Source organism: Zestomonas insulae (genome assembly GCF_016901015.1).
Lineage (GTDB): Bacteria > Pseudomonadota > Gammaproteobacteria > Pseudomonadales > Pseudomonadaceae > Aquipseudomonas > Aquipseudomonas insulae.
This window is the reverse complement of sequence record NZ_JAFEUP010000005.1, coordinates 536,019-550,657: the sequence shown is the minus strand read 5'-3', so window position 1 is coordinate 550,657 and position 14,639 is coordinate 536,019. Positions and strand designations below refer to the sequence as shown.

Below are 14,639 nucleotides of genomic sequence, written 5' to 3'. Positions count from 1 at the left end.
TACATCGAGATGTTTTATAACCCCAAACGCCGGCACAGCAGCGCTATGCAGCTATCGCCAGTGGAGTTTGAAAAGCGCTATTTCCAAAGCTTGGAGAGTGTCTAGGAAAGCCGGGGCGATTCAAATAGCCTTTTCTGTGAAAGAAAATGAGGGTCCGAAGACTTTACTAGCAAAATTTAAGAGGCGATAGGCTCAGTTAAGATTCAACGTGATCAGAGAGGCCTGTCGCCTTCACACCTGCAGCACGATTTTACCAATCACAGCCCCGAATCAGAGGGACACTGGGCGGAGGTCTCGAAACATGCCTAGCCGACCTGCTAGTTGCGCCCGAATTGGCTTCTAGGTTACAGCAGGGATAAATCTTATTTTTCCGAGCCTCTAGGGCAGTGCGCCACAATGGGGCAAGATCGGATTGGTATGGACAAGACCATAAACCAACACCAGTCTGATAATCTTCTTCTATATATTCAGCAGACTCTCTGCCGCCAGATCGATAGGCAGCCCATAACGATTTAACGTCTCTGAATGCCATTATTGATGGCCTTATATCTTTAATGAAATCGCTAAAATCATCGTACAACAACGGTGCATACATCCAAACCAAAGAAGAATGCACTCCTAAGAAAGCACCATTATTGTGATCCCTCCAAGTGCTTAACTTTTCGATAGCGTGACGCATATCGCTACGGAACTGACTAGGAGACCTTGCCCCAAGCCTTGTAATTTCGCGATCAGATATGTATTTGGCATTGATAGCTAATAGGGCCGCCTCGATACAAACAACATACTCACATCCAAAAGCGTCATTAATAAATTTCGCTTTCTTATACTCAAACTCATTAGTGTTTGGTATTGCGCTAGCTTGGCTTAGGTGCCGACCATCACACCCGTTCCACATGACATCAAGATCATGCCCCTCGTAGGAGAATAATTTCCCACAGAATGGGCAATTCCTCCGCATAACAACATTATGCTTAACGCATATATTTATGCTAGCGCATTTAGTTCTACGCCAGTAAGAGAACCCAACTCTATCTACATCCTCTAACGCACACTTCGGACAATACGATGCACACTCACTGCCAGTGCTATAGACAAAGCCATTCGAGAAATACTCTTCCTGTGAGTATGAAATGTCCTGCCTGCTTTTGAATAATGAATTCTTGGGATACGAAGTATGATTGTGAACCATACGATTGAATCCATAACATCCAAACCATCCCAAAGCGGAGCAAACCAACTTCAACTCCTCCGAACGAATAGTTGATTTATATATTCGTTCAAGTTTTGGGCGGGTTACAGAATCCGAATTCAATAGGATGTTTCGAGCTAAAAACGAAGAGATCGACTCTTCCGGCTGAATAGTCGTCAGCATTGGTTTCAATATAGAAGTTGGCTGTACGGACAGATGGACCGTCAAGCATCCAGCCGATCGGCTTTGGGAGGGCCGAGGCCCTCCTATGCGGTTGCGACAGTTTTTATTGTTTCGCGACAGTTTTTATTGTCTAAAACCAAGCGAGCGCGGCGCTGGGAGTGGCTTATTCGACGGTCACCGACTTGGCCAGATTGCGCGGCTGGTCGACGTCGGTGCCCTTGAGCACCGCGACGTAGTAGGACAGCAACTGCAGCGGCACGGTGTAGAGGATCGGCGCCAGCGCGTCGATGATGTGCGGCACGTGCACCACGTGCGTGCCGTCGCCGTTCTCCAGGCCGGCGTCGCGGTCGGCGAACACCACCAACTCGCCACCGCGGGCACGGACTTCCTGCAGGTTGGACTTGAGCTTCTCGAGCAGCTCGTTGTTCGGCGCCACGGTGACCACCGGCATGTCGTTGTCGACCAGCGCCAGCGGGCCGTGCTTGAGCTCGCCGGCCGGGTAAGCCTCGGCGTGGATGTAGGAGATTTCCTTGAGCTTCAGCGCACCTTCCATGGCCACCGGGTACTGCGCGCCGCGGCCGAGGAACAGCGTGTGGTGCTTCTCGGCGAACAACTCGGCGACCTTCTCCACGGTCTTGTCCAGCGCCAGTGCCTCGCCAAGGCGCGCCGGCAGGCGGCGCAGCTCGTCGACCAGCTCGGCCTCGACCGCCGGGTCGAGGCTGCCACGCGCGCGGCCGAGGGCCAGGGTCAGCAGCATCAGGCCGACCAGCTGGGTGGTGAACGCCTTGGTCGAGGCCACGCCGATTTCCGGACCGGCCTGGGTCAGCAGGGTCAGGTCGGACTCGCGCACCAGCGAGCTGATGCCGACGTTGCACAGCGCCAGGCTGGCCAGGTAGCCGAGCTGCTTGCCGTTGCGCAGCGCCGCCAGGGTGTCGGCGGTCTCGCCGGACTGCGAGATGCTGACGAACAGGGTGTCCGGCTGCACCACCACCTTGCGGTAGCGGAACTCGCTGGCCACTTCAACCTGGCAGGGCAGCCCGGCGAACTCCTCGAGCCAGTAACGGGCGACCATGCCGGCGTGATAGCTGGTGCCGCAGGCGACGATCTGCACGTTGCGCACTTGGGCGAACAGCGCAGCCGCCTGCGGGCCGAAGGCCTCGACCTGCACCTGCTGCTGGCCGAGACGGCCTTCCAGGGTGCGCTGTACCACGCTCGGCTGCTCGTGGATTTCCTTCAGCATGAAATGGCGGAACTCGCCCTTGTCGGCGGCTTCCGCGCCTTCGTGGTACTGCACCTGTTCACGCTGCACCGGGCGGCCGCTGGCATCCCAGATCTGCACGCTGTCGCGGCGGATTTCGGCGATATCGCCCTCCTCCAGGTACATGAACTGGTCGGTGACCTGGCGCAGGGCGAGCTGGTCGGAGGCGAGGAAATTCTCGCCGTGGCCGAAGCCGATCACCAGCGGGCTGCCGCTGCGCGCGGCGAGCAGGCGATCCGGTTGCTTGGCGCTGATCACCGCCAGGCCGTAGGCGCCGTGCAGCTCGGCCACCGTAGCCTTGAGCGCGCTGGTCAGGTCGCCGACGTCGCGCAGCTTGTGATCGAGCAGGTGGACGATCACTTCGGTGTCGGTGTCCGAGCTGAACACGTAGCCGAGGCCCTTGAGGCGGCTGCGCAGCTCCTCGTGGTTCTCGATGATGCCGTTGTGCACCACCGCCAGGTCGCTGCCGGAGAAATGCGGGTGGGCGTTGCGCTCGCTCGGCGCGCCATGCGTGGCCCAGCGGGTGTGGGCGATGCCCAGGCGGCCCGCCAGCGGTTCGCCGTCGAGGGCGCGCTCCAGCTCGCTGACCTTGCCGACCCGGCGGCGTCGCTCAAGCGCGCCGGCGCTGCTGAACACCGCCAGGCCGGCGCTGTCGTAGCCGCGGTATTCCAGGCGCTTGAGGCCTTCGACGAGGATTGCGGTGATGTTGCGTTCGGCGATAGCGCCCACGATGCCGCACATAGTGTCTTCTCCTTTCGCTTCAGGCGGCGACGCACATCAGCTTGATGCCGCGCGCCTGGATCTGGTGGCGCCACTCTGGGGACAGGCGCTCGTCGGTAATCAGGGTGTGTACGCTGCTCCACGGCAGCTCGAGGTTGGGAATCCGCCGGCCGAACTTGTCGGCCTCGACCATCACGATGACTTCGCGCGCCACCTCGGCCATCACCCGCGACAAGCCGAGCAGCTCGTTGAAGGTGGTGGTGCCGCGCTGCGGGTCGATGCCGTCGGCGCCAATGAACAATTGGTCGAAATCATAGGAGCGCAGCACCTGCTCGGCGACCTGGCCCTGGAAGGACTCCGAATGCGGGTCCCAAGTGCCGCCGGTCATCAGCAGCACCGGCTCGTGCTCCAGATCACTGAGGGCCTTGGCGACATTCAGCGAGTTGGTCATCACCACCAGGCCAGGCTTGAAACCGAGCTCGGCGATCATCGCTGCGGTGGTGCTGCCGCTGTCGATGATGATCCGCGCGTGCTCGCGGATCAGCCCCACCGCGGCGCGGGCAATCGCCTGCTTGTACGGCGAGACCGGCTGGCTGGCGTCGCCGATCAGCTCCTGGGGCATCGACACTGCGCCGCCATAGCGGCGCAGCAGCAGGCCGTTCTTCTCCAGCTCGGCGAGATCCTTTCGAATCGTAACTTCCGAGGTGCTGAAGCGCTTGGCCAGTGCATCGACGCTAACCTCGCCCTGCTCGCCCAGCAGGGCGAGTACGGCGTGACGGCGCTGTGGGGTGTTGCGTTTGGTCATCTAAATCTTTCGATTCGAAACTTAGTAGCGCAATTCAAAACCTGTAGCCGCCTGCCGTCAAGTCTCGCGCATGAAAAAGGCGGCCCTACGGCCGCCTTGTTTCACTTCTTGAGCTTCTCCGGCCGCTTCCAGCCGTCGATGTTGCGCTGTTTGGCGCGCCCCACCGCCAGCGCCGCGGCGGGAACGTCCTGGGTGATCACCGAGCCGGCCCCGGTGGTCACTCCGGCGCCAAGGGTCAGCGGCGCAACCAGCGAGCTGTTGGAACCGATGAACACGTCCTCGCCCATCACCGTGCGGTGCTTGTTGGCGCCGTCGTAGTTGCAGGTGATGGTGCCGGCGCCGATGTTGGTCCGCGCGCCGATCTCGGCATCGCCCAGGTAGCTCAGGTGGCCAGCCTTGGCGCCCTCGCCGAGCACCGCGTTTTTCAGTTCGACGAAGTTGCCGACGTGCGCCTTGGCGCCGAGCACTGCGCCGGGGCGCAGGCGGGCGAACGGACCGCAATCGGCACCCTCGCCGAGCTCGGCGCCTTCCAGGTGGCTGTTGGCCTTGACCACCGCGCCACGCCGCAGGGTGCTGTTCTTGATCACGCAGTTGGCGCCGATCTCCACGTTGTCCTCGATCACCACGCGCCCCTCGAGGATCACGTTGATGTCGATCAGCACGTCGCGGCCAACCGTCACTTCGCCGCGCACATCGAAGCGCGCCGGATCGCGCAGGGTCACGCCCTGGGCCATCAGCTGGCGGCCGGCGCGCCACTGGTAGTGGCGCTCCAGTTCGGCGAGCTGGATACGGTCGTTGGCGCCCTGCACTTCCATTGGCCCCTGCGGCTGCTCGGTGGCGACCACCAGGCCGTCGGCGACCGCCATGGCGATCACGTCGGTCAGGTAGTACTCGCCCTGCGCGTTGTCGTTCTTCAGGCGGCCCAGCCAGTCGGTCAGACGCGCGCGCGGCACGGCGAGAATGCCGGTGTTGCCCTCGCGCACGGCGCGCTGCTCGGTCGTGGCGTCCTTGTGCTCGACGATCGCGGTGACCTGCCCGGCGGCATCGCGCAGGATGCGCCCGTAGCCGGTCGGGTCCGGCAGCTCGACGGTGAGCAGCGCCAGTTGCTGGCTGCCGGCCTTGGCCAGCAGGCGTTCCAGCGTGGCGGTCTCGATCAGCGGTACGTCGCCGTAGAGGATCAGCACCTGCTCGGCGCTCAGCCCTGGCAGCGCCTGGGCGACCGCATGACCGGTGCCGAGCTGCTCGGCCTGCAGCACGAACTGCAGGTCGTCCGCCGCCAGCCGCTCGCGCACCTGCTCGGCGCCGTGGCCGATCACTACGTGGATACCCTGCGGCTGCAGCGCCCGTGCGGTATCGATGACGTGACCGAGCATGGACTTGCCGGCCACCGGGTGTAGCACCTTGGGCAGCGCGGAACGCATGCGGGTACCTTGGCCGGCGGCGAGGATGACGATATCGAGGGACATGGCGAAGGATCCTAGAACGATGGCACGGGCGACGGATTGAGCGCCGCGCCGTGAAAACGGCGGAAAAGAAAAAGGGTAGCCAAGGCTACCCTTTTACTCGATCGCGATGAAGTCGCCGGCTTAGCCGCCGAACTTCTTGCGGACCTGCTGAATGGTGCGCAACTGAGCGGTTGCCTCGGCCAGACGGCCGGCGGCAGCGCCGTAGTCGAACTCGGCACCTTTGCTGTGCAGGGCCTTCTCAGCTTGCTTGAGTGCTTCCTGAGCAGCGGCCTCGTCGAGGTCGCCGGCACGTTGCACGGTGTCGGCCAGGACCTTGACCATGTTCGGCTGCACTTCCAGGAAACCACCAGAGATGTAGAACACCTCGGCTTCGCCACCCTGCTTGATCAGGCGAATCGGACCCGGCTTGAGGTCGGTGATCAGCGGCGCGTGACCCGGCGCGATACCCATATCGCCGAGGTTGCCGTGCGCGATAACCATCTCCACCAGACCGGAAAAGATCTCGCCTTCCGCGCTGACGATGTCGCAATGGACTGTTATAGCCATACGCTTGCCTCACATCAGCGCCCGTTGCCGGGCGCCAGGTGGATTACAGTTTCTTGGCTTTCTCGATCGCTTCGTCGATGCTGCCGACCATGTAGAACGCCTGCTCCGGCAGGTGGTCGTAGTCACCGTTGAGAATGCCCTTGAAGCCAGCAATGGTGTCTTTCAGCGACACGTACTTGCCCGGCGAACCGGTGAAGACTTCGGCCACGAAGAACGGCTGGGACAGGAAGCGCTGGATCTTACGAGCACGGGATACCAGTTGCTTGTCGGTCTCGGACAGTTCGTCCATACCGAGGATCGCAATGATGTCTTTCAGCTCTTTGTAGCGCTGCAGCACGTACTGGACGCCGCGCGCGGTGTCGTAGTGCTCCTGGCCGATCACCAGCGGATCGAGCTGGCGAGAAGTCGAGTCCAGCGGATCAACGGCCGGGTAGATACCCAGCGAGGCGATGTCACGGGACAGAACGACGGTGGCGTCCAAGTGGGCGAAGGTGGTCGCCGGCGACGGGTCGGTCAGGTCGTCCGCAGGAACGTAAACGGCCTGGATCGAGGTGATCGAACCGGTCTTGGTGGAGGTGATGCGCTCTTGCAGGGCGCCCATTTCCTCGGCCAGGGTCGGCTGATAACCCACTGCGGACGGCATACGGCCGAGCAGTGCGGACACTTCGGTACCGGCCAGGGTGTAACGGTAGATGTTATCGACGAACAGCAGAACGTCGTTACCTTCGTCACGGAACTTCTCGGCCATGGTCAGGCCGGTCAGCGCCACGCGCAGACGGTTGCCTGGCGGCTCGTTCATCTGACCGTAGACCAGGGCTACCTTGTCGAGAACGTTGGAGTCCTTCATCTCGTGGTAGAAGTCGTTCCCTTCACGGGTACGCTCACCCACACCAGCGAACACGGAATAACCGCTGTGCTCGATGGCGATGTTACGGATCAGTTCCATCATGTTCACGGTCTTGCCGACACCGGCACCACCGAACAGACCGACTTTACCGCCCTTGGCGAACGGGCAAACCAGGTCGATAACCTTGATGCCGGTTTCCAGCAGCTCGTTGCCGCCGGCTTGATCGGCGAACGACGGAGCTTCGCGGTGGATGGTCCAACGCTCTTCTTCGCCGATCGGACCAGCTTCGTCGATCGGGTTGCCGAGCACGTCCATGATCCGGCCCAGGGTCGCTTTACCGACCGGTACCGAGATGCCGGCGCCCGTGTTGGCGACGTCCAGACCGCGTTTCAGGCCTTCGGTCGAACCCATGGCGATGGTACGTACCACGCCGTCGCCCAGCTGCTGCTGAACTTCCAGAGTGGTCTCAACGCCTTGAACTTTAAGGGCGTCGTAGATAGCCGGCACCTGATCACGCTGGAACTCCACGTCGATCACGGCGCCGATGATTTGAACGATACGTCCGCTACTCATATCTGGTTCCTCTAAATTTTGAACCGTTAAACCGCGGCAGCGCCGCCGACGATTTCCGAGATCTCTTGGGTGATCGCTGCCTGACGCGCCTTGTTGTAGATCAGCTGCAATTCGCTGATCAGCTCACCGGCGTTGTCCGTGGCGTTCTTCATCGCGATCATCCGCGCCGCTTGTTCAGCTGCGTTGTTCTCGACCACCGCCTGGTACACCTGCGATTCCACGTAACGCACCATCAAGCCGTCGAGCAGCTCCTTGGCGTCGGGTTCGTAGAGGTAGTCCCAGTGATGCTTGAGGTCTTGATCCGGATCGGCCACCAGCGGAACCAGCTGCTCCACTGTCGGCTTCTGCGTCATCGTGTTGATGAACTTGTTCGAGACCACGGACAGGCGATCAATACGACCGTCCAGGTAGGCATCGAGCATCACCTTGACGCTGCCGATCAGATCATTGATCGACGGCTCTTCGCCCAGGTGACTGATGGCCGCGACCACGTTACCGCCATAACTGCGGAAAAACGCCGCGCCCTTGCTGCCGATCACGCAGAGGTCGATCTCGACACCCTGTTGGCGGCTGCTGCTCATGTCCTTGACCAAGGTCTTGAACAGGTTGATGTTCAAGCCGCCGCACAGTCCACGGTCACTGCTCACCACGATATAGCCTTCGCGCTTTACTTCGCGCTCGACCATGAACGGGTGACGGTATTCCGGGTTGGCATTGGCCAGATGACCGATCACCTGGCGAATACGCTCCGCGTAGGGACGGCCGGCCGCCATGCGCATTTGTGCCTTGCGCATTTTGCTCACCGCCACTTTTTCCATGGCATTGGTGATCTTTTGCGTGCTTTTGATGCTCGCAATCTTGCTGCGAATCTCTTTTGCGCCTGCCATTTCACACCTATCGGTTTAGCAAGCGGGGGCCTTCCGGCCCCCACCGCGGCTTACCAGGTTTGGGTGGCCTTGAACTTCTCGATGCCGGCTTTGATGGCCGCGTCGATATCGTCGTTGAAGTCACCCTTCACGTTGATCTTCGCCATCAGTTCGGCGTGATCGCGGTTGAAGTAAGCAATCAGAGCCTGCTCGAAGTTACCGACCTGCTTGATCTCGATGTCCTGCAGGAAGCCACGCTCAGCGGCGTACAGCGACAGCGACATGTCGGCGATCGACATCGGCGCGTACTGCTTCTGCTTCATCAGCTCGGTCACACGCTCACCGTGCTCAAGTTGCTTGCGGGTGGCTTCGTCCAGGTCCGAGGCGAACTGGGCGAAAGCCGCCAGTTCACGGTACTGGGCCAGTGCGGTACGGATACCGCCCGACAGCTTCTTGATGATCTTGGTTTGCGCGGCACCACCAACACGGGATACCGAAACACCGGCGTTCACTGCCGGACGGATGCCGGAGTTGAACATGGCGGATTCCAGGAAGATCTGACCGTCGGTGATCGAGATCACGTTGGTCGGAACGAACGCGGAAACGTCGCCAGCCTGAGTTTCGATGATCGGCAGAGCGGTCAGCGAACCGGTTTTGCCGGTCACGGCGCCATTGGTGAACTTCTCGACGTACTCTTCGGAAACGCGGGAAGCGCGCTCCAGCAGACGGCTGTGGAGATAGAACACGTCGCCCGGGTAGGCTTCACGGCCTGGCGGACGGCGCAGCAGCAGGGAGATCTGGCGGTAGGCCACGGCTTGCTTGGACAGATCGTCATAGACGATCAGCGCGTCTTCGCCGCGGTCGCGGAAGTATTCGCCCATGGTGCAGCCGGCGTACGGCGCCAGGTACTGCAGTGCGGCGGATTCGGAAGCACTGGCTGCCACCACGATGGTGTTGGCCAGGGCACCGTTCTCTTCCAGCTTGCGCACCACGTTGGCGATGGTCGATTGCTTCTGACCGATAGCCACGTACACGCACTTAATGCCGCTGTTCTTCTGGTTGATGATCGCGTCGATCGCCAGAGCGGTTTTACCGATCTGACGGTCACCGATGATCAGCTCGCGCTGGCCACGGCCAACCGGGATCATGGCATCGACCGACTTGTAACCGGTCTGCACCGGCTGGTCGACCGATTTACGCCAGATCACGCCCGGCGCCACTTTCTCGACCGCGTCGGTCGCGGTGGCGTTGATCGGGCCTTTGCCGTCGATCGGGTTACCCAGGGCATCGACCACGCGACCCAGCAGTTCCGGACCAACCGGAACCTCGAGGATGCGGCCGGTGCACTTGGCGCTCATGCCTTCGGCCAGGCCGAGGTAGCTGCCGAGTACCACAGCACCGACGGAGTCTTGCTCCAGGTTCAGTGCCATGCCGTAGATGCCGCCCGGGAACTCGATCATTTCGCCGTACATGACGTCGGCGAGACCGTAGATGCGCACGATACCGTCAGACAGGCTGACGATGGTGCCTTCGTTGCGGGCCTGGGAAGAGACGTCGAGTTTCTCGATGCGTCCCTTGATGATTTCACTAATTTCGGATGGATTGAGTTGCTGCATTGCTCTGCTGCCCCTTCAAACTCAGGATTTCAACGCTTCGGCCAGTTTCGCGAGTTTGCCGCGAACCGAGCCATCGATAACCAAGTCGCCGGCGTGGATCACGACGCCACCAATCAGGCTGGCATCCTCCACGACGTGCAGACGCACTTCCCGGCTGAGCCGTGCGCTGAGAACCTTGGCGAGTTTGTCTTGCTGTTCTGCGCTCAATGCGAAGGCACTGGTCACTTCCACTTCCACCGATTTTTCCTGCTCGGCCTTGTACAGCTCGAACAGTTCGGTGATTTCCGGCAACAACGCCAAACGGCTGTTGTCGGCCAGGACATTGAGGAAGTTCCGCACCTGGGCGTCGAACTTGTCACCAACCACCTCGACAAAGGCGTTGGCTTTTTCTGTGCTCGTCAGACGCGGGGCCGAGAGTACGCGCTGCATGGTTTCGTCTTGCGATACCGCTGCAGCCAGGCCGAGCATGGCTGACCAGGAGGCCAGTTGCTGATGGGCCTGGGCATACTCGAAAGCTGCCTTGGCGTAAGGTCGGGCCAGCGTGGTCAGTTCTGCCATGATCGCCCTCGCTTAAATTTCGGCTGCTAGCTTGTTAACCAGCTCCGCGTGCGCGTTTTGATCGACGGTGGCACCCAGGATTTTCTCGGCGCCGCTGACAGCCAGAGTACCCAGTTGGGCACGCAGGGCGTCTTTCACACCGTTCAGTTCCTGCTCGATCTCGGCCTGTGCCTGCGCCTTCACACGGTCGGCTTCGGTACGGGCTTGATCACGGGCTTCGTCGACGATCTGAGTCGCGCGCTTTTTCGCTTGCTCGATGATCTCGGCTGCCTGGGCCTTCGCCTCGCGCAGTTGCTGAGCCACTTTTTCGTGGGCCAGCTCCAGATCACGAGCCGCGCGGTTGGCAGCGTCCAGACCTTCAGCGATCTTCTTCTGGCGTTCGCGCAAAGCCGTGATGACCGGAGGCCATACGAACTTCATGCAGAACAGCACGAAAATGAAGAACGCAACGGCCTGGAAAATCAGGGTTGCATTAATGTTCACGCCAACACCTCGCTCGTTCGTTGTTTCGTCACACTAATCGACTCGAAATCGAGTGATTAGCCGGCGATTTGTCCAACGAAGGGGTTCGCGAAGGTGAAGAACAGGGCGATACCCACACCGATCATGGTCACGGCGTCGAGCAGACCGGCGACGATGAACATTTTAACTTGCAGCATCGGAACCATTTCCGGCTGGCGAGCAGCGCCTTCCAGGAATTTGCCGCCCAGCAGGCCGAAGCCGATAGCAGTACCCAGAGCACCCAGGCCGATCAGCAGAGCAACGGCAATCGCGGTCAGACCAACTACAGTTTCCATTTTTCCTCCGACTCTATGTCGTATTGGTTAAGGTTTGGTAAAGCGGGTTAAAGCAAAATCAGTGGTTGTCTTCGTGAGCCATCGACAGGTAGACGATGGTCAACATCATGAAGATGAACGCCTGAAGGGTGATGATCAGGATGTGGAACACCGCCCACGCCCAGTTCAGCGCAACACCCAGGGTGCTGAGCAGGAACATGCCACTGCCGAACATCACGGCAATCAGGATGAAGATCAGTTCGCCGGCATACATGTTGCCGAACAGACGCAGGGCCAGCGAAACCGGCTTGGCGATCAGGGTGACGAACTCGAGCAGGAAGTTCACCGGCACCAGGATGGCCTGCATGAGGATGTTCTTGCTGCTGAACGGATGCAGGGTCAACTCGCCGAGGAAACCGCCGATGCCCTTGACCTTGATGCTGTAGAAGATGATCAGCGCGAACACCGAGATGGCCATGCCCAGCGTGGCGTTCGGGTCGGTGGTCGGCACCACGCGGAAGAACAGGTGGTCGTTACCGGTGATCTTGGCGGCCAGCATCGGCAGGAAATCGACCGGCACCAGGTCCATCAGGTTCATCAGGAAGATCCAGACGAAGACGGTCAGGGCCAGCGGCGCGATCAGCGGGTTTCGACCGTGGAAGGTGTCCTTGACGCTGCCGTCGACGAACTCGACCAGCACTTCGACGAAGTTCTGCAGGCCGCCCGGCTGGCCGGAGGTGGCTTTCTTCGCCGCCATACGGAACAGCAGGATGAATACCAGGCCGAGCACCACGGACCAGCCGAGGGTGTCGACGTGGAACGCCCAGAAGCCCATTTCCTTCGCTTGTTCAGCGGTGTGGGCGAATCCCCAGTCACCCGACGGCAGACGCCCGAAGGTCAGGTTCTGCAGGTGATGCTGGATGTAGCCCGAAGCGGTTTGTTCTGCCATGTTTGCCTCAAACGCCCTAAGGTCTCGAAAATCTTGCTCTTACCAGCAGGGGTGCGAACCAGTTGACCGCCAGGGCCAGGAGGAACACGCCGAACAACGCCAGCGCTTCCAGAGGTTTCACCCCCACGAACGTCAGTGCGAACAGCACCGCCGTGAGAATCAGCTTGCCCGCCTCGCCGGCATAAAAAGACCGGACGATGGACTGGGCGGCCCGCGCTCCGCTAAAGCGAAACGCCTTGTGGGCGAAGTACAGATTGGGCAACCAGGCGATCAGCCCACCGCACAATCCCGAATATCCCGCGACCACACCTCGCCATTGCCACAACAGGACAACCGCCAGAACCACGGCGACGAGTTGGATCAGCAGTACCGGGAACACCGGCAGACGATGGAAAGGCAGGCGTTGCGGCTTGCGGTCATCCATCACTCGGGTCCTCGGCGTAACCAGCGGTCGGCGGCTGCTAAATCAATGACTTGGCATGTTTTGTGCCGACAAAATGCGCGCAGAGTATAGGGGGCGGTTCCCCCCTATTCAACTGCCCGGTAGTGATTTCCGACTACCCGCTACACCGCCATTTGTTTCAGCGGATGTGGGCCAGAACCCCTTGCAGTTCATCCAGCGAACTGTAGCGGATGACCAGCTGACCCTTGCCCTTCTGGCCATGCTTAATCTGCACCGGAGCCCCAAGCTTCTCGGCTAGACGCTGTTCCAGGCGGCTGATGTCCGGGTCGCTCTTCGGCTCGGCAACCGGCTTGTCCGGGGCGCTCAGCCAGTGACGTACCAGGGCTTCAGTCTGGCGTACGGTGAGGCCTCGTGCGACAACGTGTCGCGCCCCTTCGACCTGGCGTTCGGCCGGCAGACCGAGCAACGCACGGGCATGGCCCATCTCCAGGTCGCCGTGGGCGAGCAGGGTCTTGATCTCCTCTGGCAGGGCGATCAAGCGCAGCAAGTTGGTGATGGTCACGCGCGATTTGCCGACCGCCTCGGCGACCTGCTGCTGGGTCAGCTGGAATTCCTGCTGCAGGCGCTGCAGGGCGACTGCCTCTTCGATCGGGTTGAGGTCTTCGCGCTGGATGTTCTCGATCAACGCCATGGCGATGGCCGCTTCGTCCGGCACCTCGCGGACCAGCGCGGGAATCTTGTCCAGGCCGGCCTGCTGGCTAGCGCGCCAACGCCGCTCACCGGCGATGATCTCGTAGCGACCGCCACCGATCGAACGCACCACGATCGGCTGCATGACGCCCTGCACCTTGATCGAGTTGGCCAGCTCCTCGAGGGCAGTCGGATCCATGTCGCGGCGCGGCTGGTACTTGCCGCGCTGAATCAGCTCGAGCGGCAGGTGTTGCAGCTCGCGGGTGTCGGCCCGGGCGGCTTCATCCTGGAGCGCGACGACGGTGTGGCCTCCCAACAGGGCATCCAGTCCGCGTCCGAGACCTCGTTTTTTGCTGGTCATCGACGTTCCTTATGCTTTGGTGGCGGGCGCCGCTGCGCCGCGGGTGACACTGCGCTGGCGGCGCGACAGCTCGCCGGCCAGCGCCAGGTAGGCCAGCGCCCCACGGGATTGCTTGTCGTACACCAGCGCCGGCATGCCGAAGCTGGGCGCCTCGGCCAGGCGCACGTTGCGCGGGATAACCGTGTCGTAGAGCTGCTCGCCGAAATGTTCCTTGAGTTGCGCGGAGACGTCATTGGTCAGGCTGATGCGCGGGTCGTACATGGTGCGCAGCAGGCCCTCGATGCGTAGCTCCGGATTGAGCAGCTGGGCGATGCGCTGGATCGAGTTGATCAGGTCGGTGAGTCCTTCCAGCGCGTAGTACTCGCACTGCATGGGGATGATCACCCCATCGGCCGCGACCAGCGCGTTGACGGTGAGCATCGACAGCGACGGCGGGCAGTCGATGAGGATGTAGTCGTAGTTCTCCCGCACCGGGGCCAGTGCTTCACGCAGGCGTTTTTCCTTGGCCGGCAGGTTGAGCAGCGCGACTTCGGCGGCGGTGAGGTCGCGGTTGGCCGGCAGCAGCTGGTAGCCGCCGTGTTCGGAGAACTGCATGGCCTCGACCAGACTGCACTCGCCGATCAGCACGTCGTAGATGGAGTGCTCCAGACCGAGCTTGTCCACGCCGCTGCCGGTGGTGGCGTTGCCTTGCGGATCGAGGTCGACCAGCAGCACGCGGCGCTTGGTGGCAACCAGCGAAGCGGCCAGGTTGATGCAGGTGGTGGTTTTGGCCACGCCACCTTTCTGGTTGGCAATGGCAAACACTTTGGCCATGGTCGGCGTCTGTTCCA

General features: G+C 61.1%; 15 protein-coding genes. 1 reads left to right on the top strand and 14 read right to left on the bottom strand.

From position 1 onward, the window contains the following. Positions 1–105 (top strand): IS3 family transposase (locus JQX08_RS22430; RefSeq protein WP_325067624.1); only part of this gene is annotated, 105 nt, incomplete at its 5' end. A 1,433-nt stretch (positions 106–1,538) separates the two neighbouring features. Here the strand turns inward: JQX08_RS22430 and glmS are convergent. From glmS to JQX08_RS18385, 14 genes are all read right to left on the bottom strand, one after another. Further along, on the bottom strand, positions 1,539–3,374 hold the full coding sequence (glmS, locus tag JQX08_RS18450) for a glutamine--fructose-6-phosphate transaminase (isomerizing) (RefSeq protein WP_205349875.1): 1,836 nt from the start codon (positions 3,372–3,374) through the stop codon (positions 1,539–1,541). Between the two features lie 19 nt (positions 3,375–3,393). Further along, positions 3,394–4,158, bottom strand: coding sequence for a DeoR/GlpR family DNA-binding transcription regulator (locus tag JQX08_RS18445; RefSeq protein WP_205349874.1), 765 nt, complete (start codon positions 4,156–4,158; stop codon positions 3,394–3,396). Between the two features lie 101 nt (positions 4,159–4,259). Beyond that, complete coding sequence (gene glmU / locus JQX08_RS18440) at positions 4,260–5,624, bottom strand: bifunctional UDP-N-acetylglucosamine diphosphorylase/glucosamine-1-phosphate N-acetyltransferase GlmU (protein WP_205349873.1); 1,365 nt, start codon at positions 5,622–5,624, stop codon at positions 4,260–4,262. Between the two features lie 120 nt (positions 5,625–5,744). Then, positions 5,745–6,170, bottom strand: coding sequence for a F0F1 ATP synthase subunit epsilon (locus JQX08_RS18435; RefSeq protein WP_205349872.1), 426 nt, complete (start codon positions 6,168–6,170; stop codon positions 5,745–5,747). A 43-nt stretch (positions 6,171–6,213) separates the two neighbouring features. Further along, positions 6,214–7,590, bottom strand: coding sequence for a F0F1 ATP synthase subunit beta (gene atpD, locus JQX08_RS18430; RefSeq protein WP_205349871.1), 1,377 nt, complete (start codon positions 7,588–7,590; stop codon positions 6,214–6,216). A gap of 26 nt (positions 7,591–7,616) precedes the next feature. Then, entirely contained in the window at positions 7,617–8,477 is an 861-nt protein-coding gene (gene atpG, locus JQX08_RS18425; RefSeq protein ID WP_205349870.1) for a F0F1 ATP synthase subunit gamma, read from the bottom strand. 50 nt (positions 8,478–8,527) lie between these two features. Continuing rightward, on the bottom strand, positions 8,528–10,072 hold the full coding sequence (atpA, locus tag JQX08_RS18420; RefSeq protein ID WP_205349869.1) for a F0F1 ATP synthase subunit alpha: 1,545 nt from the start codon (positions 10,070–10,072) through the stop codon (positions 8,528–8,530). Between the two features lie 21 nt (positions 10,073–10,093). Continuing rightward, positions 10,094–10,630 carry a F0F1 ATP synthase subunit delta gene (locus tag JQX08_RS18415; RefSeq protein ID WP_205349868.1) on the bottom strand — a complete coding sequence of 179 codons (537 nt, stop codon included), beginning with the start codon at positions 10,628–10,630 and terminating at the stop codon, positions 10,094–10,096. Positions 10,631–10,642: 12 nt separating this feature from the next. Continuing rightward, positions 10,643–11,113 carry a F0F1 ATP synthase subunit B gene (locus tag JQX08_RS18410; RefSeq protein WP_205349867.1) on the bottom strand — a complete coding sequence of 157 codons (471 nt, stop codon included), beginning with the start codon at positions 11,111–11,113 and terminating at the stop codon, positions 10,643–10,645. Between the two features lie 56 nt (positions 11,114–11,169). Further along, complete coding sequence (gene atpE / locus JQX08_RS18405; RefSeq protein WP_003097235.1) at positions 11,170–11,427, bottom strand: F0F1 ATP synthase subunit C; 258 nt, start codon at positions 11,425–11,427, stop codon at positions 11,170–11,172. A 58-nt stretch (positions 11,428–11,485) separates the two neighbouring features. After that, positions 11,486–12,355 (bottom strand): F0F1 ATP synthase subunit A, encoded by an 870-nt coding sequence (atpB, locus tag JQX08_RS18400; protein WP_205349866.1) that lies wholly within the window; start codon positions 12,353–12,355, stop codon positions 11,486–11,488. Positions 12,356–12,371: 16 nt separating this feature from the next. Continuing rightward, positions 12,372–12,779 (bottom strand): F0F1 ATP synthase subunit I, encoded by a 408-nt coding sequence (locus JQX08_RS18395; protein ID WP_205349865.1) that lies wholly within the window; start codon positions 12,777–12,779, stop codon positions 12,372–12,374. Positions 12,780–12,936: 157 nt separating this feature from the next. After that, the gene (locus JQX08_RS18390) at positions 12,937–13,809 is read right to left on the bottom strand and encodes a ParB/RepB/Spo0J family partition protein (protein ID WP_205349864.1); all 873 of its coding nucleotides are present in this window, start codon (positions 13,807–13,809) and stop codon (positions 12,937–12,939) included. Positions 13,810–13,818: 9 nt separating this feature from the next. Continuing rightward, positions 13,819–14,622 (bottom strand): ParA family protein, encoded by an 804-nt coding sequence (locus JQX08_RS18385; RefSeq protein ID WP_205349863.1) that lies wholly within the window; start codon positions 14,620–14,622, stop codon positions 13,819–13,821. Positions 14,623–14,639 lie beyond the last annotated feature (17 nt).